Origin of the sequence: Actinomyces urinae (assembly GCF_900119695.1) — a bacterium.
Lineage (GTDB): Bacteria > Actinomycetota > Actinomycetes > Actinomycetales > Actinomycetaceae > Gleimia > Gleimia urinae.
This window is the reverse complement of sequence record NZ_LT632547.1, coordinates 1,541,267-1,565,503: the sequence shown is the minus strand read 5'-3', so window position 1 is coordinate 1,565,503 and position 24,237 is coordinate 1,541,267. Positions and strand designations below refer to the sequence as shown.

General features: G+C 54.1%; 16 protein-coding genes. 5 read left to right on the top strand and 11 right to left on the bottom strand.

All coding sequences use genetic code 11. The features are described from left to right. Positions 1–25 precede the first annotated feature (25 nt). Positions 26–5,305, bottom strand: a complete 5,280-nt coding sequence (locus BQ7114_RS08415; protein WP_072344424.1) for a YPDG domain-containing protein — start codon at positions 5,303–5,305, stop codon at positions 26–28. A gap of 448 nt (positions 5,306–5,753) precedes the next feature. Between BQ7114_RS08415 and BQ7114_RS08410 the strand changes: the two genes are divergently transcribed. Continuing rightward, on the top strand, positions 5,754–6,449 hold the full coding sequence (locus tag BQ7114_RS08410; protein WP_072344421.1) for a M48 family metallopeptidase: 696 nt from the start codon (positions 5,754–5,756) through the stop codon (positions 6,447–6,449). Positions 6,450–6,498: 49 nt separating this feature from the next. Here the strand turns inward: BQ7114_RS08410 and BQ7114_RS08405 are convergent, their stop codons facing one another. From BQ7114_RS08405 to BQ7114_RS08380, 6 genes are all read right to left on the bottom strand, one after another. Continuing rightward, positions 6,499–7,521, bottom strand: coding sequence for a LacI family DNA-binding transcriptional regulator (locus BQ7114_RS08405; protein ID WP_072344419.1), 1,023 nt, complete (start codon positions 7,519–7,521; stop codon positions 6,499–6,501). A 65-nt stretch (positions 7,522–7,586) separates the two neighbouring features. Next, complete coding sequence (locus BQ7114_RS08400; RefSeq protein ID WP_072344416.1) at positions 7,587–9,248, bottom strand: glycoside hydrolase family 13 protein; 1,662 nt, start codon at positions 9,246–9,248, stop codon at positions 7,587–7,589. Between the two features lie 34 nt (positions 9,249–9,282). Continuing rightward, positions 9,283–10,125, bottom strand: coding sequence for a carbohydrate ABC transporter permease (locus BQ7114_RS08395; RefSeq protein ID WP_072344412.1), 843 nt, complete (start codon positions 10,123–10,125; stop codon positions 9,283–9,285). Beyond that, positions 10,122–11,198, bottom strand: a complete 1,077-nt coding sequence (locus BQ7114_RS08390) for a carbohydrate ABC transporter permease (RefSeq protein ID WP_072344410.1) — start codon at positions 11,196–11,198, stop codon at positions 10,122–10,124. The genes BQ7114_RS08395 and BQ7114_RS08390 overlap by 4 nt, the downstream gene beginning before the upstream one ends. Before the next feature lie 74 nt (positions 11,199–11,272). Beyond that, a complete protein-coding gene (locus BQ7114_RS08385) occupies positions 11,273–12,565 on the bottom strand; it encodes an ABC transporter substrate-binding protein (protein ID WP_072344408.1) in 1,293 nt (430 codons plus the stop codon). A gap of 170 nt (positions 12,566–12,735) precedes the next feature. Beyond that, on the bottom strand, positions 12,736–14,628 hold the full coding sequence (locus BQ7114_RS08380; RefSeq protein ID WP_072344406.1) for a glycogen debranching N-terminal domain-containing protein: 1,893 nt from the start codon (positions 14,626–14,628) through the stop codon (positions 12,736–12,738). 128 nt (positions 14,629–14,756) lie between these two features. Between BQ7114_RS08380 and BQ7114_RS08375 the strand changes: the two genes are divergently transcribed. The 4 genes from BQ7114_RS08375 to BQ7114_RS08360 all read left to right on the top strand — a co-directional run bounded on the left by BQ7114_RS08375 (position 14,757) and on the right by BQ7114_RS08360 (position 19,118). Next, a complete protein-coding gene (locus BQ7114_RS08375; protein WP_072344404.1) occupies positions 14,757–15,746 on the top strand; it encodes a LacI family DNA-binding transcriptional regulator in 990 nt (329 codons plus the stop codon). Between the two features lie 37 nt (positions 15,747–15,783). Next, the gene (locus BQ7114_RS08370) at positions 15,784–17,025 is read left to right on the top strand and encodes a sugar ABC transporter substrate-binding protein (protein WP_072344402.1); all 1,242 of its coding nucleotides are present in this window, start codon (positions 15,784–15,786) and stop codon (positions 17,023–17,025) included. Between the two features lie 120 nt (positions 17,026–17,145). Next, positions 17,146–18,267, top strand: coding sequence for a carbohydrate ABC transporter permease (locus tag BQ7114_RS08365; protein WP_230206016.1), 1,122 nt, complete (start codon positions 17,146–17,148; stop codon positions 18,265–18,267). Continuing rightward, complete coding sequence (locus BQ7114_RS08360) at positions 18,267–19,118, top strand: carbohydrate ABC transporter permease (protein WP_072344397.1); 852 nt, start codon at positions 18,267–18,269, stop codon at positions 19,116–19,118. The genes BQ7114_RS08365 and BQ7114_RS08360 overlap by 1 nt, the downstream gene beginning before the upstream one ends. Positions 19,119–19,410: 292 nt before the next feature. Here BQ7114_RS08360 and BQ7114_RS08355 read toward each other — a convergent pair whose 3' ends face one another. Genes BQ7114_RS08355 through BQ7114_RS08340 form a run of 4 tightly spaced genes read right to left on the bottom strand, consistent with a single transcriptional unit; the run spans position 19,411 to position 24,115 of the window. Continuing rightward, complete coding sequence (locus BQ7114_RS08355; RefSeq protein WP_072344394.1) at positions 19,411–20,712, bottom strand: ABC transporter substrate-binding protein; 1,302 nt, start codon at positions 20,710–20,712, stop codon at positions 19,411–19,413. 23 nt (positions 20,713–20,735) lie between these two features. Next, positions 20,736–22,436, bottom strand: a complete 1,701-nt coding sequence (locus BQ7114_RS08350) for a glycoside hydrolase family 43 protein (protein ID WP_072344391.1) — start codon at positions 22,434–22,436, stop codon at positions 20,736–20,738. Further along, on the bottom strand, positions 22,436–23,236 hold the full coding sequence (locus tag BQ7114_RS08345) for a carbohydrate ABC transporter permease (protein WP_072344388.1): 801 nt from the start codon (positions 23,234–23,236) through the stop codon (positions 22,436–22,438). Before BQ7114_RS08345 ends, BQ7114_RS08350 begins: the two co-directional genes overlap by 1 nt. A 3-nt stretch (positions 23,237–23,239) precedes the next feature. After that, on the bottom strand, positions 23,240–24,115 hold the full coding sequence (locus BQ7114_RS08340) for a carbohydrate ABC transporter permease (protein ID WP_083309389.1): 876 nt from the start codon (positions 24,113–24,115) through the stop codon (positions 23,240–23,242). Positions 24,116–24,237 lie beyond the last annotated feature (122 nt).

Below are 24,237 nucleotides of genomic sequence, written 5' to 3'. Positions count from 1 at the left end.
TGCCGGTGTTTCGTCGGCTAGGCGATTAGTTCTCTTCGTCTTCGCGACGGCGTCGCATGAACGCCAGGCCAAGGCCTGCTGCGCCCATTGCGGCTGCAATACCAGCGAGTCCTGCTACCTGCACACCAGTGCGTGCAAGCTTAGGCTTCTGGACTACCTTCTCGGTCGTGTCGCCAGCGGCAGGCTTTTCAACGGTGACCGTCACGCGGTCAATCTCGTTGCCGTCCTTATCCTTGACGATAACTACGATCTTGTCACCAGGCTTAGCGTTGTCGTCGATGTCAACAACGAGGTTGCCGTCATCATCGATTTCTGCCTTGCCGGGGCCGTCTGTCTCGACCGTGGTGCCGTCATCAACAGGGCCGCCATCGTTCGGGATTACGACCTTGCCACCCGGCTCGCCAGAGCCGTCCTTCCAGTCTGGCGTCTTGGTGTCAGGTTCGCCAACCGTGACAGTGACATCCACGTTGTCCTTGGTGCCATCCGGGTAGGTCACTATAACCGGAACGGTGATCTTGTCACCAGGCTTAGCGTCCTCAGGAATAGTCACCTTGATGGAACCATCCTCGTTAACGGTCACACCATCAGGCGTGCCCTCACCAGGAGTGAACTTGGTACCCTCCGGAGGAGTTACCTCGTTGCCGTCGCCGTCCTTGAAGGTCGGCTTGTCAACCGTAACATCCTCACCAGGCTTACCGGTGCCATCCTCGTACTCAGGCTCAAACTTCTCGTTGTCCTTAGTTTCAGGAACATCGGGAACGTTGCAGATTTCGTTCTGCGCGGTCGTGTACGTCCAAGTAGTCTTCGCACCCTCGGGGAAGGTGAAGCCCTGAGCAGGGGTTGCTTCAACCTTGACGGTCTGACCGTACGCGTAGACGTACTTACCTTCAGCGTCAGGCGTTAGCTCCTTGCCATCAACCGTGACCTTGTATACAACGCCCTCGGTCTTCTCGACGGTGACGAACGGAGGCAGTTCACAGTCTGCGGGGTCGTCCGCAGACGCGCCCAGGGACGGGTTATGCTCAGTCGGCTCACCCGGCGTTACTGGAGTTGCGTCCTTCTCCGTCACGGTAATCGTGACCGTAACCTCGTCGGTGGTGCCATCGGGGTAGGTCACTACAACCGGAACCTCGATCTTGTCACCAGGCGTAGCGTCCTCAGGAATAGTCACCGTGATGGAACCATCCTCGTTAACGGTCGCGCCGTCCGGCGTGCCCTCACCAGGAGTGAACGTGGTGCCCTCCGGAGGCGTTACCTCGTTGCGGTCGCCGTCCTTGAAGGTCGGCTTGTCAACCGTTACCTGGTCACCAGGCTTACCCGAACCACCGTCATACTCAGGCTCGTACTTCTCGTTGTCCTTCACCTCAGGCTGCTCAACCGTGACAGTAACAGTCACCTCATCGGTAGTGCCATCGGGGTAGGTCACAACAACCGGAACCTCGATCTTGTCACCAGGCTTAGCGTCCTCAGGAATAGTCACCGTGATGGAACCATCCTCGTTAACGGTTGCGCCGTCCGGCGTGCCCTCACCAGGAGTGAACGTGGTGCCCTCCGGAGGCGTTACCTCGTTGCCGTCGCCGTCCTTGAAGGTCGGCTTGTCAACCGTTACCTCGTCACCAGGCTTACCCGAACCACCGTCATACTCAGGCTCGTACTTCTCGTTGTCCTTCACCTCAGGCTGCTCAACCGTGATGGTGACGTCAACGTTGTCCTTGGTGCCATCCGGGTAGGTCACTACAACCGGAACCTCGATCTTGCTACCAGGCGTAGCGTCCTCAGGGATGGTCACCTTGATCTCACCAGTGTTCTCATCAATAGTCACACCATCAGGCGTGCCCTCACCAGGAGTGAACTTGGTACCCTCCGGAGGCGTAGCATCCTTGCCGTCCTTATCAGTAAAGGTCGGAGCAGGAACCGTTACCTCGCTACCAGGTTTACCCGAACCATCCGTGTACTCAGGCTCGTAGATCGTGTTCTGATTCGGAACCTTCGGATTAGAGTCATCACCATCAGGAATGCCGTCGTTATCGTCATCCTCATCCGTGGTGTCAGGAGTGCCATCACCATCAGTATCCAGCTTAAAGTTAGCCTTCACCTCATCAGTAGTGCCATCCTTATAAGTCACCGTAACCGGAACATCAAACTCCTCAACAGTGTCCTTATTCAACTTCGACCCATCCGGGAACGAAACAGTAATCTCACCAGTGGACTCATCAATGCTGACCTCGTAGCCCTCAGGAGCCTTGAAGCCACCATCAACAGCGAACTTCGAACCCTCAGGAACATCTACACCCTGACCATCCTTATCAGTAAAGGACGGGGACGACTTGGTCTCCTCACCAGGAACAACCAACTTACCCTCATACTCAGGCTCGTAGATCGTGTTCTGGTTCGGAACCTTCGGGTTGCTATCTTCCTCGTCCGGGATGCCGTCATTATCGTCATCCTCATCCGTGGTGTCAGGCTTACCGTCGTTATCGGTATCCAGCTTGAAGTTCGCATCCGCCTTATCAGTGCTGCCATCAGGGTAGGTCACCGTAACAGGAACATCGAACTCTTCCGTCGTGTCCTTGTTCAGCTTGGACTTATCCGGGAACGTAACGGTGATCTCACCAGTATTCGGATCAATCTCAACAACGTAACCCTCAGGAGCCGTGAAGCCACCATCAACAGCGAACTTCGAACCCTCAGGAACATCTACACCCTGACCATCCTTATCAGTAAAGGACGGAGCAGACTTCGTCTCCACACCAGGAACAACCAACTTACCCTCATACTCAGGCTCGTAAATAGTGTTCTGGTTCGGAACCTTCGGATTAGAGTCATCACCATCAGGAATGCCGTCGTTATCGTCATCCTCATCCGTGGTATCAGGAGTGCCATCACCATCAGTATCCAGCTTAAAGTTAGCCTTCACCTCATCAGTAGTGCCATCCTTATAAGTCACCGTAACAGGAACATCAAACTCCTCAACAGTGTCCTTATTCAACTTCGACCCATCCGGGAACGAAACAGTAATCTCACCAGTGGACTCATCAATGCTGACCTCGTAACCCTCAGGAACCGTGAAGCCACCATCAACAGCGAACTTCGAACCCTCAGGAACCGTTACATCCTGACCATCCTTATCAGTAAAGGACGGAGCAGACTTCGTCTCCACACCAGGAACAACCAACTTACCCTCATACTCAGGCTCAACAGTTGCTGCGGTGGTGTCCGCTACCTTGAATGGGGCATCGGCATGGGCAACAACGCGGCCCTGGGTGATCGGCTTGCCGGTCCTCTTATCAATCCTCGGATTGCCGTTCTTGTCGAGAACAGGGACCCGCAGATCCTCGTTGCGCATCTCAACTGGGAACTTGAAAGTCTTACCAACCTGGTCAGCGTTCGGCGTGAAGGTCACAACACCAGTCATAGGATCAACCGAAACCTGATCCTTAGTGACGCCCTCCGGCAATGTGCCAAGCCTGAAGCTCGCCTTTTCAGGCTTGGTTTCCGCAAAATCGGTAGCCGGGTTGTCGAACTTCGGCATGGCGGAAGCCGCCACGCCTTGCTTAGCCTCAACCTCGTTGTACTCCAAGTATTCGCGAGCTACAGCGAAGGCATCTAGAGCCAGAACCAGATCGTCCTCAGGATTTGGATCGCCATCAGCAAGCTTCAGGCGGGCAGTGAACGTATCACCAGTTTGGGCATCCGCAGGAACTTCGAAGGGACAGCTTGGGATCTTGGTCGCGGCATCAGCTTTAGCGGTCTCACAGGTCTTGACGACTTTGCCGTTCTTGTCTACCCACTGGATGTAGTAGCTCAGATCCTGAGTGATCGGCAGACCGGAGGTATCAGTCTGAACCGTATCGCCGACCGTCGCCCAGTTATCGGTGGTGTTCTTATCCACTACATCAAACTTCAAGGATTGCGGCGCAAGCGCAATGTTCCAACCCGTGTAGCCATCAGTAGTAGCCTCAATAAAGGCACCATCACCACCGAAGTACTGGGCGTCACCGCCCCCACTGCCAAGTCCCATCCAGCGGCCCAACGACCACGGGTGCATCACGCCGATGTTGTCAGGTAGCTCGTTGCCATCAGCACCATAAACACTGAGGTAGGACCAATCCATGTTGACGTGCTTGGAAGTAGAATTACCGTTTAGCCAGGAGCCCTCATCCCACGCACCAGCCAGCTTGTGCAGTTTGTCTGCTGGAGGATTAATACCGCCACCCGTACCAGTGTGGTTATTGCCGTAAAGACCCTTCCAGAACAGCTGGAACCTACCATCAGCGCCAGTGGTAGTGTAGACCGTCTCGGCAATCCAGCCTTCTGGATCCGCAGCTACCTGCTCATTAATCCAGCGCTGCAGGCCCTCTTCGTCAGCAGGAGTCCATCCTCTCCCACGCAGAGTCTTACCCGCAAAGTTATCCTTCGCGTACTGTTCAATCTTGGTTACGGCCTCGTCGTTTAGGTAAGAGGCAACCACTTTCAAACCAGGAGCAGCGACGTCCTTGGGGTCAAATTTACTAACGACGTTGTGGCTCAAACCGCCTTGCAAGACGTCAAGGTTCCAAAACGCCTGGCCAGCATAGTTACCCCGGTTACTGGACTTTCCAACGCTCTCTACCCACTCGTTTTCCGGAAGGTGCTGCGGTAGCTTGTCCTTCTGCACGTACTGGATGGTCATTCCTGTGACTCTGTTTCCGGTCCACTGACCATCGCCCTGAGTGTTTGGCGTGGTGGGCAATGCAACAGCCGGGTTCGGGAAGATGCCTACTGCAGGCTGGTGCATGAGACGATACTTATCGGTATCGCTGTCCGGCAACTCCGTCCAGACACGAATCTTCTCACGCGCGTGATCCTGCTTTTTCCCCACCCCGACCGACGCGTCGGCCTCGAACTCACGCGTCACGCCGGCTGCATCGGTGTACGGACCCATCTTGATGGTGAAGTTACCGTTAGCGTCGCTCTCGGTGTAGTACACCGGGGACGAATGCTCCGTGTTTACGCCCTCATACCACTGGGCGTATACTTTCACGCCCGCAATTGGCCTACCGGAATCCTGAACTGTACCGAAACCAACGGCCGCCTCCACAATCTCCTTAACAGAGCCAGAGATCGTGCCCTTTTCACTCGCCTGACCAGGAGAATAGATGGCCTTGTCGCTGCCGGCTGCCGGAGCAGGATCCTGCGCGCTAGCAGGCGGAACGAGCGGAGAATCAGGCGTCACCGCAGGGGCAATAGTGCCCACCATGGCCAAAGAGAAAGCAGCAGCTAAAATCGCCGTACCACGACGACTGATCGCGTTTTGCTTCGTCATGCTGTTAAATCTTCCTTCCGCGAAGATATTCTGGACATAGAGCAGATCTGACGGCTCGCTGCGCGACCACTCGCATCTGTTGATGGTGAAGTAAGCCGTGCCAACCTCACGGTTAACACGAATTGCACTAGAGCAACGATCAGCAGTCCCACAACTGCCGAATTAATGGAAATTAGGACTATAGGACTAAACTCTTACGTGGAGACTATAATTTCCGTTTTCGAACTGCAAGATCACATTTGAAAAGAGCTTTTGGCACTTTCCCCTGTAATGGCAAGGATCCCCCCCCCAAAAAAACCAGTTTTGAGAATCCTCTCACTACCTTCCCGCCTTGCCACCTAAACTGCAGTCACTACTCAAAATGTCCGCCCGAACGCCACGGAGAACTTTCATGACTGGCCGATCCCCGCGCCCGCGAAGGCGGATACGACGCGCGCAACCGCGAGTTGTGAGCACCGAAACGCTTGAGGTCGCGGGGATCACTATTACTGTTCTGCGTAAAATCGGCCTGAAGAACATGTACCTGCGAGTGAAGCCGCCGTTTGGCAATGTTGTTATCACCGCTCCGCGTGGCGTACCCAAGCGGGCGCTACGCGACTTTGTGCTGGCTCACCTGGCCACCATCGAGCGCGGCCGCAAGCGCATTGAACGGCAGGTGCGCGACTGCCCCTCCTACGCTGCTGGTGAGACTCACTTCCTGTGGGGGCGCCCCCTCACCCTTGAAGTGCGCGAATCCGCCCACACGAGTGTGCACGTGCGCGACGAGCATTTGATTATGGCCCTGCCCGCCGGCTCTACACGCCAAAAGCGAGAGGGCGTTTTAACCGAGTGGTATCGCGAGCAGCTCAAGCTCGCCTTACCTACAGCTATTAAACGGTGCGAGGCCATCACCGGGCTGACCGCCAATGAGTATAGAGTCAAGAAAATGCGGACCCGCTGGGGCACCTGCAACCCGCGCGCAACACGAATCTGGCTGAGCACCAACCTGGCGAAGAAACCCGAGCAGTGCTTGGACTACGTGCTAACCCACGAACTCGTGCATCTGATTGAGCGTGGACACACTCCGCGCTTTCATGCCCTCGTTGCCCGCTACTTCCCCGGACACGAAGAAGCGGAGCAACTGCTTAAAGCCCCTCGGTTATGAGCCAGATGTGAAGGGCAAAAATATGCCACTGCGTCGCCCCCGTCTACTGCTATACCAGTGATGCCAGCGAGCCTCGATCAATAAACTTCGGCTCAAACACCACACTATTTGGGAGGTCTTCAACGGACTTCGCGCGCGAAGCCTCAACCAACAGATCCACGCATTGGCGGCCCATCTGCTCGCGATCCGTTGAAACCTCCGACAAATCAAACGCTGTATCAGCCGTGTAACCGATCTGGCTGCCCAGAGTCATAATCGAATAATCGCGGGCAAGCTCAAACCCATTGTCGGCAGCAAAACCGATCACGCCCTCCGCTACCGGCATGTTGTCAGTAATAATCACCGGATGTTGATCCCGATTATCACGCATCCAAGGAATGACTTGCTGGGAGGCGAGGAAGTTCACAGGCAAAAACACCTCATCCAGGTGAAAACCGCGTTCGCAAGCGTGCTTTATCGCAGCCTTATGGATCGATCTCCCAACGCGATCACCAGAGCTTGAATAGCGGGGTTTTCTGCCCACTAACAAAGCTTGGCCGTGTCCATGAGCGATACACTCATCAATCGCGACTCGCCCCACGGAGTCGAAGTCAGTCTCAACGTAAGGAACGCCGCCCTTCCTACCTGAGAATCCCAGGGCCACCGCGGGCACCTTTTCTGACAGCAGGACATCCTCGCGCCAATCATCTAGCTCGACTTCCATATAAATCACGCCATCAAGCAAACGTGACCGTAGAAACGTGCGAAATGTGTCCTCATCATTACCCACGGTTGTCGGCACCAACAGGGTGAGCCCCAGCTCAGTACAGCGCTGCATCATGCCTGTCACGTATTCAGCAGAGCTACGATCCAAGCCAGAGTTCGTAAGGTTTAAGTGAATACCGATAGTGCGCAAGTTTCGCGCCGCCAGATTTGCCGCATAGGCATTGGGCACATACCCAAGCTGTTTCGCAACGCTAAGTACCTTCTGGCGCGTATCGTCACCAATCGGACGCGCCCCCGAGAACACGTAGGAGACCGTCGACGGCGACACTCCGGCGTACCTAGCAACGTCAGCTCGCGTAACGCCCATACAACCTCCCAAAACAATAATGCATGTGCATAGGGGCTTGCTCCCTATGCACATGCATTACTTACCTATCGGAGCCACGCTCCACCGTTTGCGGGCACAACGGCCTCGCCGTCATCGATAAGAACATCGCAAGACGACGCGACTACGTTAGTAACGTCCTTGATTGTCACCGGCTTAGAACCCATGTTCAACACGAGTAGCACGCCCTTATTGCGGATCGCAAGGATGTTCTGGTCCCCCAGATCTACCCACTCGACGGCGCCGTTCGCAAGCTCAAGCTCGCGGCGGAGCTTCAACACGCGGCGGTACAGGTTAAGCGTCGAGGCCGGATCATCCTCCTGAACATCCGCCGCGAACTCACCGAAGTAATCCGGCTGCGGTAGCCACGTGTCACCCGTGCCAAAACCGAAGTGAGGCGCATCTGCCTCCCACGGAATCGGCACGCGGCACCCATCACGACCTCGAACTTGATGGCCTGTACGAAGCCAATTTGGATCTTGACGGCTCTCATCGGGTAGGTCAGTAACCTCGGGAAGCCCAAGTTCCTCACCCTGATAGATGTACATCGAACCCGGGAGACCCATGGTGAATACCGCCATGCCCTTCGCACGCGCAAGACCTAGCTCGCGGTCAGGCTGCGGATCATCCACACCAATACCCCGGTCATAGTTGATCTGCGGTTCATAACCATAACGCGTAGTCGCGCGCACAACGTCATGATTGCTCGTCACCCAAGTGACCGGAGCGCCCACTACTCCATTAGCCTTAATAGGGTCATCGATTGCCGCGCGAACACGCTTCGCATCCCAGTTCGCCTTCAAATAGTTGAAGTTGAACTGCTGACTCATCTCGTCCTCACGAACATAGAGGGCCTCACGCTCTGGCGTCAGCCAGGCTTCCGCAACAAGCATGCGATCGCGTCCATATTCATCGAGGACACTACGCCATTCACGGTAAATGTCGTGCACACCGGGTTGATCCCAGAACGGACCGCCCGTTTGGTCGAAGCTCAGCGCCTCATCCGACCAACGATCCGGACCAATCTCATCATCAGGCAGGCCCGGCGCCTTCACAAGGCCATGCGCCACGTCAACGCGGAAACCATCCACTCCCCGGTCACACCAGAAACGCAGATAGGACTTGAAGAACTCGTGTACCTCCGGGTTCTCCCAGTTGAAGTCCGGCTGTTCAGGAGCAAACAAGTGCAGGTACCACCAGTTTCGATCCGCCTCATTATTCGTGAGGGAATCAACCGCAGTCCACGCTGGACCACCAAACATGGAACCCCAGTTGTTTGGTCGCTTTCCTTCGCGGTAACGGAACATGTACAGGTCACGCTCCGGCGAGTTCGGACCCGCCTCCAATGCATCTTGGAACAGCTTCATCTGATCCGAAGAGTGGTTCGGGACAACGTCGATGATGATTTTGATGTCGCGCTTGTGCGCCTGCGCGATCAACTCATCAAACTCGTCCAAAGTTCCATATTCAGGGTTGACATCGAAATAGTCCGCCACGTCATAACCCGCGTCAGCCTGCAAAGATGGATAGTGCGGAGACATCCAAATCGCATCAACCCCAAGCTTCTTCAAATAATCCAACCGGTTAATGATGCCCCGCACATCGCCTAGGCCATCATTGTTTGAATCACTGAAACTACGCGGATAAACCTGGTAAATCACAGCGGTGCGCCACCACTGATCCCAGTCGCTTCTTTGAACGTTGGTCAAAGAAATCTCCTCCTCTTTTACGAAATGCGGAACTCTACTGTTTGATACTTCCGGCAGCAAGGCCGGCAACGATTCTTCTTTGGAAGATCAAAACCAGAATCAGAAGCGGGATGGTCACAACAACACCTGCAGCCATTTGCGAGCCGTATGGCGTTTGGAACTGACTAACTCCACCGAACTTTGAGATGGCCACAGGCGCGGTCTGCATCGCCGTATCATTAACCATCGTCACGGCAATCAGGAATTCGTTCCAAGCATTGATGAACACAATGATTGCCGTGGTAAACATGCCGGGGGCCGCAATAGGCAAAATAACTTTCCTAAACGCCTGACCGGGCGTGCAACCGTCCACCATCGCAGCCTGTTCCAAATCCACCGGAATCTGCTTGAAGAAGCTCGTCAGATTCCACACTGCCAGCGGCAATGCGAACGAAAGGCTGGGCAAGATCATCGATTGGTAAGTGTTAATCCAGCCCCAAGACGTAAACAACTTCAACAGCGGGACGATGATCGCCACCAGCGGGAACATCGACGTCGCGATAATAATCGTGAGCAAAAGCGTCTTGCCTCTGAACTCCAAACGTGCCAACGCGTAAGCGGCCACGGTTGCTACGAGTAGAGCCAAGATCGTGGTTGTTCCGGCCACAATCAGCGAGTTTAACAGTGATGTTCCAAAGCCACGTTCCGGATCGAACACCGCAAGGTAGTTCTCCCAGCTGACTTCTTTCGGCCATAGCGAAATGTCGAAAATATCTCGCGCTGGACGTAGGGAGGAAACGATCATCCAATAAAACGGAGCCAAGCAAAAAATTATGATTACCACAATTCCCAGCCATGAGGACGTGGAAGTTAATGACCTCTTCAATTTCGGGCTCATCGCTCTTTCCCTCCTGCTAACAACTGATTACTGCTCTCATGCACGCCAGCCGCTTCCGCCGTAGCAGTTGCGGACTTGGGAGATGAATCCTTCCTGTAACCCCTGCGAATAAGGGAGAGCGGAACGCCCCTACGTTTCTCACCCTCACTAGAAATAATCTCTGCTCCCATTACCTTCACGAATGCGAAAGCCAGAAGGAAGACGTAGAGGAACAGCACCAGCGCATACGCAGCCGCGCTACCGTAGCGAAGATTCGAAGCCTCGTCCTGTACGAGCATCGAAAGCGTCTCAACCGAGCTCTTCCTTGCCCCGATCAAGATGTATGGAAGATCAAACATCCTCATCGCGTCAAGCATTCTGAACAGCACAGCAATAATCAAAGCAGGCTTCACCAGCGGCATAGTGATATGGACGAAACGCTTCCAAGCATTCGCACCATCGATCTTTGCTGCTTCGTATACTTCCTCGGGGATCATCTGCAAACCAGCTAAGGTAAGCAATCCGATGAAAGGCGCTGTCTTCCAGCTATCCGCAATGATGACAGTAAGTTTTGCTGACCAGTCACCAATCGCCCAAATAACCTGGGTACCAATAAGCGCATTTGCAATACCGTTAGTATCGAAGATCCAACGCCAAAGGATCGCCGATACCGCCGTTGGGATTGCCCAAGGAATTAAAATTGCAGCGCGAACCAGGCCTCTGCCCTTCATTGCCTTATGCATAATAAGCGCCATCGTTACGCCGAGCAGCGTCTCGACAGCAACGGTAGTTACCGTAAAAAGCGTGGTGTTCCAAAAGGCCGTCTGGAATCGAGCACCACTATCGCCCTGGAACATATTGATGTAGTTCTGGAACCCAACAAAGGGCTCTGTTTGGTTAACAAATCCAGTTGCCGGATCTATGCCCTTAGCCCCGAAGAAGGACTGGTAAACCGAGGTAAGGGTAGGGAAGATAATAACAATTGAAATAACCAGAATCGTTGGAGCGACGAGCCACCACGCCAATCGCGCCTGTTGCTTCGCCCTAGAAGATTTGCGGTTTCGTGAAGGTTTTACCACTGTGCTTGCAGACATTTATGCCTCTTTCCCATTGGGCTGTCGCATTTTGAACCCAAAACGCGACAGCCCAACAGGTTCTAAGCGTTCGCTTACTGTCCGGTCAGCTCAGTGAGCTTAGCGGCTAGGTCCGCAATCGCAGCATCAACAGACTGCTCGCCCTTCAGCACAGGGAACGAAGCATCTTGAATCGCAGCGGTCACGTCACCGTAGTTCGGCACCTGAGGACGCGGGTAAGCAGCTTCAATCGACTGTTTCAACGTAGGCAGGTACGGATACTGCTCAATATTGGCAGGATCGTCATAAACCGAGGTATAAACCGGGGCGAGGGAGGCTTCTCTTAGCATATATGCCTGAGCCTCAGCACTCGTGTAGAACTTGACGAAGTCCAAAGCAGTTGCCTTGTTCTCACAGAAACTGGAAATCGCAATGTTGTGGCCGCCCAGCGAGGAGGCACCAATCTTGCCCTCTTCAAAGCCCGGCAAAGGAGCAACATCAAACTCCATGTCAGGAACCTCGTTTTGAACCAGGGAGTAAACGTACGGCCAGTTACGCAGGAAAATCACCTTACCGGACTGGAACGCGCTACGCCCATCCTCTTCGTTGTAATCCAGGGTTTCCTGAGCGATCTTGCCGTCCTTGATCCATTCGCTCAACTTCTCCAGACCAGCCTTGGCCTCGGGAGAATCAACTACTACCTCGCCAGTGGAAGGATCAATGATCTGGCCACCAGCAGTGTGGATGATCTCGTCAATGTTAACCGTCAGGCCTTCATACTTGGCAAACTGTCCCGCATAGCAACTCATGCCCTCGTTACCTGGCTTAGCCTGCACGGCTTCACACATCTGAGCCATTTCATCCCAGGTGCTTGGAGCGTGATCAAAACCGGCTTCGCGTAGTAGATCTGCACGGTAGTAGAGGAGCGCCCCATCCGAGCCGTGCGGAACCGCATAAAGCTGGTCTCGGTACAGGCCCGTGTTCCAAACCGGCTCAAGGAACTCTTCCTTGTTCATCTCGTCTTCCGGCAGTGGCAAAATCCACTGGTTAGCAGCAAACTCGCCCACCCAAACATTGTCAACGCTTTCCGTACAGTACGCGTTTGACTTAGTCTCAGCGTTCTGAATCATCGACTGACGCTGCTGATCAGGCTCCGTTGAGAGCTCGATCATCGTCACCTTCTCGTCAGGGTGCTCCTCGTTCCACATGTCCATCAAACCCTGGATTTTGCCGGAGTTGTCCTTACCCTGAACGTAGGTAATAGGACCGCGGCCTTCGAACTTGACGTCATCCGCCGACGGGGCACTCGACTGCGTCCCTGTGCCACACGCGGTGAGGCCGGCCAATGCCAAGCCTGCCACCGCCACTAACGCGACTTTTGCTTTCATGAAGACTCCCTCGTCTTAACAATCAATGTGTTGAATCGGCACACGCCTCGGAATCTATCGACGCGCGTCGACACGTTCAAAACTAGGGTACGCCCAGACACAATGTCAAGGGCCTTTATCAACCTGTTACAAGATCGATAAAGGCCCGTAGAACGCGAAGCGTTTGACGCTCAGCAGCCAGTAAGCACCTCAGCCACTACCACCGCTGATGCGGCAGCCCAGGCCTGCGGTCTACATGACGCCGGATACGGCAACAGACTTGCGAAGGGATCGCGGGCCACCCCTGCAAACAACTCCGGCAAACGCCAATCAAACCTGCGCGCAGCCTCCAAGAGACCACGGGCCACAAGCTGCGCTTCTGTCTTCTTACCCTCACGCCACATGCCGCGAATAATCATCGCCGTATCGTGAGGCCACACCGAACCCACGTGATACCTGTAAGGCCAGAAGCCTCCATTGGTAGTGGAGGCGGTACGAATGCCGTAACCAGAGAACATTTCCGGGCTCATCAGCGCTCGTACGACGTCATTGACTTCCGACTCGTCCAACAATCCAGAACCGAGTAGATGACCAATGTTAGATGTTAGCGAATCTACAGGCCTCTTCTTCGCATCTAGCGCAACCGCCGGGTATCGCAATCCGTCTTTTTCCACCCAGAACTGAGCGTGGAAGCGCCCCTTCAGCTCCGCTGCCCAACTACGCCATTCAGCTCCGTCCTCACCAAAAGCCTCCAGCATGTCAGCACCATCAAGCGCCGCGCGATGCGCGTAACCTTGGACCTCGCACAGCGCAATCGGCCCCTCGGCCAAAGATCCGTCATGCCAGCGAACCGAATCGCCACTATCCTTCCACCCCTGGTTTGCAAGACCACTACCAGATTCATCCAGGTACTCCAGGAAGCCGTCGCCATCAGCATCGCCAAAGTCGCTCATCCAAACAAGGGCACGATGCAGGTTAGGCAGAAGAGCTCTCACACCATCCTCATCTGCACCAGATTTCCACGCCTCATACAGCGTGCTTATCCACAACGGTGTAGCGTCAATAGTGCCGTAATACACCGGCGGCAAATGAAGAGGCCCCGACGAGGTCTGCAACGACAGAGGCTCACTACGCACCTCATGCAAAATCTTGCCGGGCTGCTCCGCAGTTTCAATACGCACACGCTCGCCCTGCATGCTTGCCAACAAGCGTAGGGTTTCGAGCGACAGATCGGGATCCACGCCATTCAAGAATCCGGCTGTGATCAACGAGTCACGCCCAAACAAGGTTAGGAACCAAGGAGCTCCAGCGGCAACGAACCGTAACGATGCATCGCTTTCGTGCGATAGCGTCAGCCCATCAAGATCCGATAGAGCCTGGCTCAAAAAGACTTTCAAGTCTGAGCCATCGTCACACTTCGCAAGTAACTGTTGACCTCGCTGCGTAAGCTCTCTGCTTCGCGCAGGCCTCACAACAGCATCAGACTGCGGGAAAATGTCAACCTGTACGCTCTTAGTGGCACCCGCAGGCACCTGTACCGACCAGTCAATTAGCACATCGCGCCCAACCATAGACAAAGCGCCATCGGTCTTCACGCAAGTCCTCGCCTTTACACTCTCCCAAGCTATTTCACCAGCGCGCTCACTGTTAGAAACCATCGCTTGCGCCCCCGCAGGCAAACCCTGCTTTACCTCTTCCATGGAGGCAGCGTCAGGAGTAAGCGTGAGACGCAACTGCACAACCTCCTGCCTCGAAGACGAATTAGTAATCTTGAAAGACTCAGTTACGCGCTCTTCCCCCACCGCACGTGCACGCACAAGTTGCACTTCAGGATCGACCGCCATGGACCCATTGCGAACTGTTGAGTAAAAGCAGCTACTGCCGTGGTTCGACACTTCAGAACCAACCACCTCTAGCGTATGAGTTCGGCTGGACAGTACCATTTTCGAAACAACGCGTTGATCGGCAATATAAACGCCTTGCGCACCCGCGCTCTCTACTTGGCCATTAGCAGAAGACCAAACCTGAATAGGCGCAGTCACGCTACAAACGAGATCATGCAGCAGGGGTTGAATACCGACCATTTCGAGCTCCCAACTAAAAAGCTTGACATTTCCTGTGTTGGAAGCAACAATAACATTAATATTTGATCGTTCAAATACTGATTATAAAGTTTCGAGAAGTCCCCGATTTCGATGCTGAGGAGGTGACCATGACTTCGCGGCCAACTGTACAGAGCTTGGCGAAAGAGCTTGGAGTATCGCGCCAAACTATATCCAACGCGATCAATCGTCCCGAGGTAGTAGCTCCTGCAACCCTAGAGCGAGTACTAAAACACATTAACGAGTCCGGTTATGTGCCTTCGCGCGCTGCCAGACAGCTAAAGGAAGACCGGTCACGACAGATCGCAATCCGACTATTGCCGACGTTCGATGGCATCAACGGACACATCCTCGACCAGTTCGTTCATGACCTCGCCGAGATCCTGCGTACCCGTGGCTATCGTCTATCCGTTTTCTCTGCCACGGACATACAAGACGAAATTGCGCAATACGAGACAATGCTCGCCGCACGCGAAGTTGACGGCATCATTCTCTCAGCGACAACACTGAATGACCCGCGTGTGGATAGGCTTCTAAAACTCAAAGCATCTTTCGTAGCCTTTGGGCGTCCGTGGAGTGAAACCATACCCCCAGCCACCTCACCCTCTTCGTGGGTCGACGTAGATGGTGCTGCCGGTACCGAAGCCGTGGTGAAGCACCTTGTAACGATCGGGCATAAGCGGATTGGTTACGTGTCTTGGCCAATCACACCGGGCGTGGGTGAAGATCGTTACCTCGGATGGAAACGAGGTATGCAAAGTTGCGGGCTAGACATCGAGAACCTCGTTTACGAATGCGAAGATCGAGCCGACCAGGGCGCCGTACAGGCACAGCATTTACTTGCGAGTGGGGCAACCGCGATCGTATGCGCTTCCGACACCCTCGCGATGGGCGCCCTGACAGTGGCTCCGGAGGAAGTGACCGTGGTCGGATTCGACGACACTCCAGTAAGCCGCGCCCTCGGCTTTAACTCGGTTGCACAACCCATTAATGAGGTCGCGCGGCAAACCGTTGACGCACTGTTCGCCCAGTTGGCAGGAGATACATCGCCGCGCCACGTTCTTTTAGCTCCAGAACTCGTGTTCCGACGAGCTAACTAGTCTGACGTAAAACACTCCCCTATTGAAAGGAAATACGATGAAGAAGTCGGTAGTTGGGCTCTCAGGCCTTGCAGCTGCAGCTCTCGTTCTTACAGGATGCGGTGGCGGAGGATTCGACGAGACGCCAGAAGGCTCTCAAAGCGGTGCTTCTGACGCCTCAATCGAGGTGCTCATCGGCTCGTCCGGCGAGGCCGAGACAGCCGCAGTGGAAGAGGCGGTTGCAGCCTGGTCGAAGGAGAGCGGCATTCCCGCGAGCGTAGTGGTTGCCTCGGACCTTCCCCAGCAACTCTCGCAAGGTTTTGCTGGAGGCAACCCGGCTGACCTGTTCTACCTGTCCACCGACCAGCTTCATTCCTACGCCAGCAACGGTTCGTTGAAGCCGTACGCATCCAACCTGTCAAACGCGAAGGACTTTTACCCAGCCCTCGTCGACGCATTTTCAATCGATGACGAGTTCTACTGCGCACCTAAGGATTTCTCCACGTTGGCACTCGTGATCAACACCCGCCTATGGGAAGAAGCCGGTCTAACCGATGCTGATTACCCGACCACGTGGGACGAGTTGGCAGACGTTGCGAAGAAACTAACCAAAGACGGTGTTGTGGGTCTTGGGTTCGGCCCAGAGATCCAGCGCATCGGCGTGTTCATGGCCGAGGCGGGCGGAAGCTTCATTTCTGAGGACGGAGCGAAGGCAACGATTGATTCTCCCGAGAACGCTGAGGCGCTCAATTATGTGAAGTCTCACCTGGAGGACGGCACCTTTGCTTACTCGAGCGATTTGGGCACCGGCTGGGGCGGCGAAGCTTTCGGCAAGGAGCTCTCTGCAATGGTAATCGAAGGTAACTGGATTACCGGTGCTCTCACGAATGACTTCCCGAATGTGGAATACAAGGTTATTGAGCTTCCTGCTGGCCCTGCAGGCAAGGGCACGATCCAGTACACGAACTGCTGGGGTATTGCGGCTGACGCTGACAACACCGAGGGCGCCCAGGACCTCGTTGAGTACTTGACGAGCACTGATCAGCAACTCAAGTTTGCCAAGGCATTCGGCGTCATGCCGTCCGTAGAATCGGCTGCTGACGGCTGGACCGAAATGTACCCGGAAATGAGCGCGTTCATTAACGGCGCTGATTACGCAATCAACCTGCCGTCGAATGCAGGCTCGGCTGATGTTATTTCAGACATGAACTCCCAGATTGCAACGCTAAAGACCGGTGACGTGGCCTCCATTCTGAAGGGGTCCAACACGACGATGCAGAGTGTCCTAGACGCTAACTAATCACCATTTCATGGTTCTCAATAGTGGTGTCGGGTGGCAAGAGCCCACCTGACACCACTACATACTCACATTTTCGTAATCAAGACTGTCGTCGGCAGAAAGGCACCGTAGGTCATGATCTTGAGGAAGCTCCCCTCTCGCAAAACGCGAAGAAAACTCACCAAGTCTGAACGTGCGGAGCGCGCAGCCGGATGGCTTTTCGTGTCGCCAGTGTTGATCATCCTAGGCATATTCCTGGTGGCGCCAATTTTCATGGCACTGTGGGTATCCGTGTCTGACTGGGCGGGAAGGGGAAGCCCCTTCTCGTCAAACGTGTCGTTCATCGGGGCGCAGAACTTCAAACAAGTTCTCGTGGACGGCGGCCTTTCGACCCGCAACTTTGGAACCGCGTTGCGTAACAATATTTACTACGTGATTCTTGTGGTTCCGATCCAAACATTCGTGGCACTGGTACTCGCCGTTTTCGTTTCAAATCGCGCGTTGAAGGCCCGCTCGTTCTTCCGACTTGCCTTCTATTTCCCTTCCATCACTTCATCGGTAGCGATCACAGTGTTGTGGTTGTTCCTGTTCTCCGTGTCGGGCGCGGTCAATCAAGTTCTCGGATGGTTTTCGCTGAACGGACCCAACTGGTTTAATGACCCACGTGGCTTACTCCACTTACTTCTAGGCGTATTTGGCGTACACACTCCCCCAGCCGCGCTAACGTCGGGCACATTCCTAGGCATAACCTACTGGGATTGGCTGGCAGGCCCATCGATCGCATGGTCTGCATTCATCCTGATGGCTGTGTTCACCACCTCGGGAACGTTCATGCTTCTATTCATCGCAGCTTTGCAACAGATCAACGGTGAAGTCCAAGAAGCGGCAATGATGGACGGCGCTAACTCGTTCCAACGCTTCCGCTTTGTTACTGTCCCGATGCTGAAACCAACTATTTTCACGGTTGTGACACTGGGGTTGATAGGCACATGGCAGGTGTTTGACCAGATTTACGCGTCCGGCGATCCAGGCGCACCCGCACGCACTACGCTGACTCCCGCATACCTCTCCTACGAATCCGCTTTCATCAGTAACCGTTGGGGCGAAGGCGCGGCAATTTCGTTCATTCTGTTCGCCATTATCGTTCTAATGGCAGCAATCCAGCGCTGGGCACTACGCGACAAGGATGAGGCGAAGTTACGCCGAAGGATCCGCAAGCAGAAGCGCGTCGAAGCAAGAGCTACGAAGAAAGGAGCTAACTAATGTCTGCAAAGCCAAATAAGACAAGACATAACGGCAAGTTCTGGTGGCTTACCTACGTGGTTTTGATCCTACTAGCAGCCCTTTACATTTCGCCGTTCCTCATTCAGGTAGTTAATTCCTTTAAAACCGAGGCGGGCGCTGCAAGCGATCCGCTTGGTTTTAGTTCGGCGTACTTCACTACAGAGGCGTACGCCCGTTTGTTCCAGCGCTCTGACTTCCCGCTGTGGGCCAAGAATTCGTTTATCGTCACCCTGTTTGTGACCGCAGGACGCGTGTTCTTTGATTCACTCGCCGGTTACGCTCTTGCACGGCTCCGCTTCCGAGGCCGGAACATTATCTTCGCGGGCCTGGTAGCAGTCATGGCTGTTCCTGCCGTGGTACTGATGATTCCAAAGTTCCTGGTAATTAAGCAGCTATCGATTTATGACTCCTATTTGGGCATGATTCTTCCTCTGCTTGTGGACGCGGCCGGCGTGTTCATTATGAAGAACTTCTTCGAGTCGATACCAGCCTCTGTTGAAGAACAAGCGCGTATAGATGGAGCAGGCATTTTCCGCACCTTCTGGTCGATCGTTCTACCAATGGCCATGCCGGCGGTAATTACGATTACGATCATGAGCTTCCAAGGTTCATGGAACGAGCTCAGCCACTTCATTATCTCCACGCAGAACCCGCAGCTAACAACCCTAACGCGTGGCGTGGCCCAGCTCTCCTCGGGTCAGCTTTCGCAGGGCACGCAGTATCCGATCAAGCTCGCAGCATCGTTGCTAATGACGATCCCCGTTGCGATCTTGTTCTTCATCTTCCAAAAGCGGATTATGAACTCTACTTCTGGTGCAGTGAAGGAGTAGTTCGTAGTTGTTAGAGCTGGGGCGGCGATCCTTTCGGTTCGCCGCCCCAGCTGTATGTGTAGGGCACGAAAACGAGGCATCCAGTGGCTCTGCCACTACGAGAATGCTCTGTGCCCCTCGGCTTTTCGTTCCTCCCCCCCTGATTTGCGGATACAACAAAGTGGAGGCTGACCAACCTGTTGGTTGACCAACCTCCACTTATCATCCGGCAGTTGCGGTAGAGGGTGATCCCCCTGTGCCGGAGCTTTGCTAGCTACAACCGAGGAACTCGGTTGAGCTATCCCGCTGCACCCTACTGGTTCAGCTTTGCAAGCGACGCCTTGGGATCTGCACCATCAGCGATCTCTTGGAGGACAATGCCAAGATCATCCTGAAGCGACTCGCGTCCGGGTACCGACAGCTTTCGAGCGTACTTCGCGCCCGCAAGCGTCTCGTCAACGAGCTTTAGCGATTCCTGGCCCAGCTCGGGCTCGGCCGGATCTACCTGGACGCTAATGTCATTAGCAACCGGGAAGCCCTGAAGCGTGTTGACCCAAATCTGCTGGCCCTGCCCAACAGCCATGAACTCCACAAACTTTGCGGCAGCCTCAAGCTTTGCGCCATCCAGCTCCGACGAAAGAGCCAGAGCGAAGTCAACACCAGTGGTTGCAGTGCCCGGGTTAGGACCAATCTGTGGGAATGCCGCCATACCGACTTCGTCGGCCTCAATCGCAGAACCCGGCTGCTCCTGATCCGGCCCTTCTAGAGCCATACCAACGTGCCAAGATCCGGTAGGCATAGCAATTGCGCGACGAGCCAAGAAATAGTCATCACGAGCCTGCGGGTAGGTGTTAGTAGTCACCGCACCCTTTTGGAAAACGCCATCAGCAAACAGCTTCTGCCAATCCGTAGCAGCCGCTACCAAAGAATCTGAATCCCACGGAATGTCTCCACTAGCGGCCTTGTAAATGTCATCCCCATTGCCGTACTGGTTGCTCAGCCAGACGAAGAAGTCAGCCACGTGCCAAGTATCGCTGGCACCCATTGCGAATGGAGAATAACCCGCATCTGCCGCAGTCTTGCTGACCTGAACCAGCTCGTCGTAGTTCTTCGGCAACTGCACGCCAATCTCGTCCATCAGAGTCTTGTTGTACAGGTAAAACTGCATGCCCGCGTTCAGGATCGGAACCGCAGCCAGCGTGCCGTCTTCCGTCTTGGTCTCTTCAACGGCAACGTCGTTTACCTTATCGATCCAATCGGCAGCGTATTCATCTACCGGCTTCGCAAACTCGGCGTAGTCATCAAACGACGCGCCAACCTGAATGCCGTAAATGTCTGGGACTTCCCCTGCCAGAATCTCATTATCAAGATTCGTGCGGAACTTATCGTAGTCCTCTTCACGCGTGTAGTTGATCGTTACGTTCGGGTTTTCCTTCTCAAACGCCTCGATAATTTCAGGCCACTGCACCTGGGTGGGAAGCCAAGTATGGAAGTTCAACTCGGCTTTGTCACCAGTCGCGCCCTCGTCTTGACTACCTGCACCGCCGCAGCCAGTCATGATGAGAGCAGAACCAACTGCAATCGCTGCAAGCTTTGCAGACAATCCGTTTCTCATTTGTTTCTCCTTAGATTTTGTACCTATGAAATTTTTGTTGCCAGACATCTTGCGATACCGGACAAATCGGCTCGAATTCGACTCGAAGCAGGCGAACTAAAGTTCATCGCAAAGGTGATGACACCACGTTCTCGACCATTCACCACGCGAGTATTGAGCTCTTCTCCATCACACTGAATAGAGTCCGGAGCATTACCGTTGAAATACAGCTCTACTTGCCATTCACCCTCAATCGGAATCGATAGTTCATGCACTCTCCCACCCGTTTGCAACGATTCAGCAGGACGCAGGTAACCATTCGACTCAAGCTGCGCCCGCGAGGCTTCAAACAACTGCGTTAAGCGCCAGTAAGACAACCGCGTTGCCCCCTCGCTCACCTGAAGCTCGCAAGGCTGGCCGACCACGCCATCTGGCATGGAAAGAAGCTCGACCTCCCCTACGAGGAGGGCTACACGCCCCTGCGAGCGCAAGATCCTGAAGGGTTGCCAAACACTCAGATTGATCTCAATGGGAACCGAAGAGTTTTCAACTCTTCCGTCACTGGTTGAACACTCAACCTCGGTCTCGCGCACGGCAAAACGCATCCAAACGTCATTTGTACTTAGGCTGAACCCCACCTCGCGGCAATCGCCTGCCGCTTCACCGGGATCGCTCTTCAAGTACAGTTCAGCGATAAAGTCGCGTACAGATTCTGCAAGCGGCTTCCCATTCTCCGTCGGGCGTCCAACTCCTGACATCGTGGCCATTTTTGGAGCGTCCTGGGCTTGGCTTGTAGGTGCACAGCAGAGCACCTCATCGCCTGCAATAAAAATGCGATCCAGGTAGAACTGCCGTTGCTCAACCGAGAAGTCTCTTAGCGCTTTGCGATCACGGCCGTGATAGCAAATCCACCTATCCAACAAGTTCGGGCCTCTAACAATGGAATTATGCCCAGTGCCCTCAATCAGATCAGACTGCCTGATCAGCGGCATATAAACATCATCGGAAGGCTGCTTAGTCCACTCCATCTGCGCGATTGCAGGCTTAACTTTCGCCCGCGTCACACCAATGAAATAGTCAGGATTCTCGTACGCATTCCCCGAATAGGTTTGGTAGGCAAACTCGCCATCCGTGAAATAGGTGCTGCCCTCAATCGTGTACCAGTCTCGGCCGTCACCAAACCGATTCGCCTCGAACATCTCTTCTTTAATGGTCGGGACAATCACGGGAACCGGCTTGCCTCTTAAAGTAAACAGCGTTGGCATTACGTCAACCACAACGCTGGTTCCAATCAGCTCACTGCACTGGCTCGTCAGCTCGTTAGAAGCGTAAAACATTACGGTCACGCCATCATTGCCCGTAACGACGTCCGCATCTATCGCAAACTCATCCAGCATTTGGGAATGGAAGATGAACGGGCCTTCAGGTGTTTGACTGGTTGCCACCCTCATTCGTTGAAAATGAGGATCCGCCTCGCCCGCAGGGCGGTTAGAAACGTACATGTAGAAAACGCCGTTTCTATAAACCACACACGGAGCCCAGTATGAATCTCTACCTTCTTCGCGATAGCAAAACCCCTTGTGCTCCCACGTCACGAGGTCTTTAGAAACGCTCAGATTTACGCCATCGATCCCCGTGGAATAGCAAAAGTAGGTGCCCGCAAAGTTGATCACAAATGGATCCGGGTTTGTATGCTGCGACCCATCTACATAGCGAACCGGATTCGTAAACTGTTTCTTTGCCATTAGCTCTTCACTGCCCCGCTCGTCATGCCGGACTGCAAGAACCGTTGACTAAACAGATAAATGAGTAGCGTTGGCAAAGTCATAAGAATCAGCCCCGCATAAAGAACGGAGATGTCCTGCTGACTCATCCTGTCGAACTGGAGCAACGAGATCGCTTTAGTTACTGGGAACTTAGTTGCAGATTTCATTAGCAACTGCGGCAGCAGGTACTCGTTCCAGGTATAGACAAACGAGAGGACGCTAATAGTTGCCACCGAAGAGCCAGAAATTGGCATCAGGATCTTTCGGAAGATCTCAAACGGGCTGGCCCCATCAATAAGACCTGCCTCGATGATCTCGTTTGGCAAACCATCAAAGTGCGTCTTCATAATCATCAGCATCATGATGGCGTTAAACGAGATCATGGGGATGATGACGCCCGTGTAAGAGTCCCTAAGCCCCAGCGAGTTAAAGACGTAAAAGACTGGGGTAACTACGGACGCGATCGACACTGCAAGGCAAGCCATCAGCCCGGAATAGAGGACTTTGCGGCCTCTAAATTCCATCTTCGAAAACGCGTATCCACCGAGCGATGCGATTATCACAATCACAACCGTTGAAACCATCGCCATAAGAGCCGAGTTACCAATGGCCTGCCAGTAGTTGAAAGTGTCGTGGCGCAATACTCGCGCGTAGTTTTCAAAACCTCCTACCGACACCGACTTGTAGATTGCCAATGCGATAGGGAACATCCAAATGACAAACAAGAACACTAGGGCGGCGTACTTGGCCAGGGTTGGAATTAGTCTGTGACAAGACATTGTTTACCTCGCATCCTTTCGCCGTGCCCACACCATTTGAGCCACGGACAAGACCAGGGCGATAACTAGCAGCACTGTGCCGATAGCAGAGGCGTACCCCGCTTGACGGTTGGCCCTCTCCATGTACAAGAAGGTCGTGAGGAACTGGGTGGAAACTCCAGGACCACCCGCGGTAGTCAGCCAGACAATGTCAAAGGTTTTCAAGGATCCGACAATGCCTAGAACTATCAACGTTGCGGTCACTCCGCGTAGCGAGGGGATCACGACGTGGAACAAGCGTTTCCACCATCCAGCTCCATCAAGTTCCGCAGCTTCGAAGAGTTCGGCTGGGATCTGCATGATGCCTGCAAAATAGATCATCATCGAGAATCCCATCCACTGGAAGACGTTGATCGCGACGATGCTCCAGAGCCCCAGATCTGCGCCGAGCCACTGGATTACTTCCCCCTCGCCTAGTAGCCCAAGCGAGCGAAGCGCTTCATTCAACGTTCCGTAGTTCGTTTCGAGCATGTATTTGAAAACCGTTGAAACAATTGCCGGTGCCATCGAGATCGGCAAGAAGAATACCGCTTTGAAGAAGTTGGAACCTGGAAGCCTCTCGGCGCAGATTACTGCAACCACAAGCCCCAGGAACGCTTGGATAAAAACTGTTACCACCATGAAGATGACGTTATTTTTCAACGCCACCCAAAAGGTGCTGTCACTAAAAAGCTCACGGTAATTGCTCAGACCAACAAAGTTCATCTTCGTTAGCCCATTCCAATCCGTAAAGGACGTGAACACCGTGAACGCAATAAAGAAGTAGATCAGCACGCCCGATATGAGGACTATCGGAGCCACATACAGGTACGGCTTCAAACCGCGAGAGAGCTCTCTCATTTTGCCGCCTTCTGGCATCGCCGGAGAATAAAACCTAGCCGAGCAGTTCAACGTTGAACCATCAAACTTTTTGACCGTTTGAGGCGGCCTGGAGTTTTAGTTCAACGATGAACTAGAGTTGA

Bases quoted from the DNA above. Each gene is read 5' to 3' on its own strand.
- BQ7114_RS08415 (WP_072344424.1), bottom strand. From the start codon at position 5,305: ATGACGAAGCAAAACGCGATCAGTCGTCGTGGTACGGCGATTTTAGCT.
- BQ7114_RS08405 (WP_072344419.1), bottom strand. From the start codon at position 7,521: ATGGGCGTTACGCGAGCTGACGTTGCTAGGTACGCCGGAGTGTCGCCG.
- BQ7114_RS08395 (WP_072344412.1), bottom strand. From the start codon at position 10,125: ATGAGCCCGAAATTGAAGAGGTCATTAACTTCCACGTCCTCATGGCTG.
- BQ7114_RS08390 (WP_072344410.1), bottom strand. From the start codon at position 11,198: ATGTCTGCAAGCACAGTGGTAAAACCTTCACGAAACCGCAAATCTTCT.
- BQ7114_RS08385 (WP_072344408.1), bottom strand. From the start codon at position 12,565: ATGAAAGCAAAAGTCGCGTTAGTGGCGGTGGCAGGCTTGGCATTGGCC.
- BQ7114_RS08380 (WP_072344406.1), bottom strand. From the start codon at position 14,628: ATGGTCGGTATTCAACCCCTGCTGCATGATCTCGTTTGTAGCGTGACT.
- BQ7114_RS08375 (WP_072344404.1), top strand. From the start codon at position 14,757: ATGACTTCGCGGCCAACTGTACAGAGCTTGGCGAAAGAGCTTGGAGTA.
- BQ7114_RS08370 (WP_072344402.1), top strand. From the start codon at position 15,784: ATGAAGAAGTCGGTAGTTGGGCTCTCAGGCCTTGCAGCTGCAGCTCTC.
- BQ7114_RS08360 (WP_072344397.1), top strand. From the start codon at position 18,267: ATGTCTGCAAAGCCAAATAAGACAAGACATAACGGCAAGTTCTGGTGG.
- BQ7114_RS08355 (WP_072344394.1), bottom strand. From the start codon at position 20,712: ATGAGAAACGGATTGTCTGCAAAGCTTGCAGCGATTGCAGTTGGTTCT.
- BQ7114_RS08350 (WP_072344391.1), bottom strand. From the start codon at position 22,436: ATGGCAAAGAAACAGTTTACGAATCCGGTTCGCTATGTAGATGGGTCG.
- BQ7114_RS08345 (WP_072344388.1), bottom strand. From the start codon at position 23,236: ATGTCTTGTCACAGACTAATTCCAACCCTGGCCAAGTACGCCGCCCTA.
- BQ7114_RS08340 (WP_083309389.1), bottom strand. From the start codon at position 24,115: ATGAGAGAGCTCTCTCGCGGTTTGAAGCCGTACCTGTATGTGGCTCCG.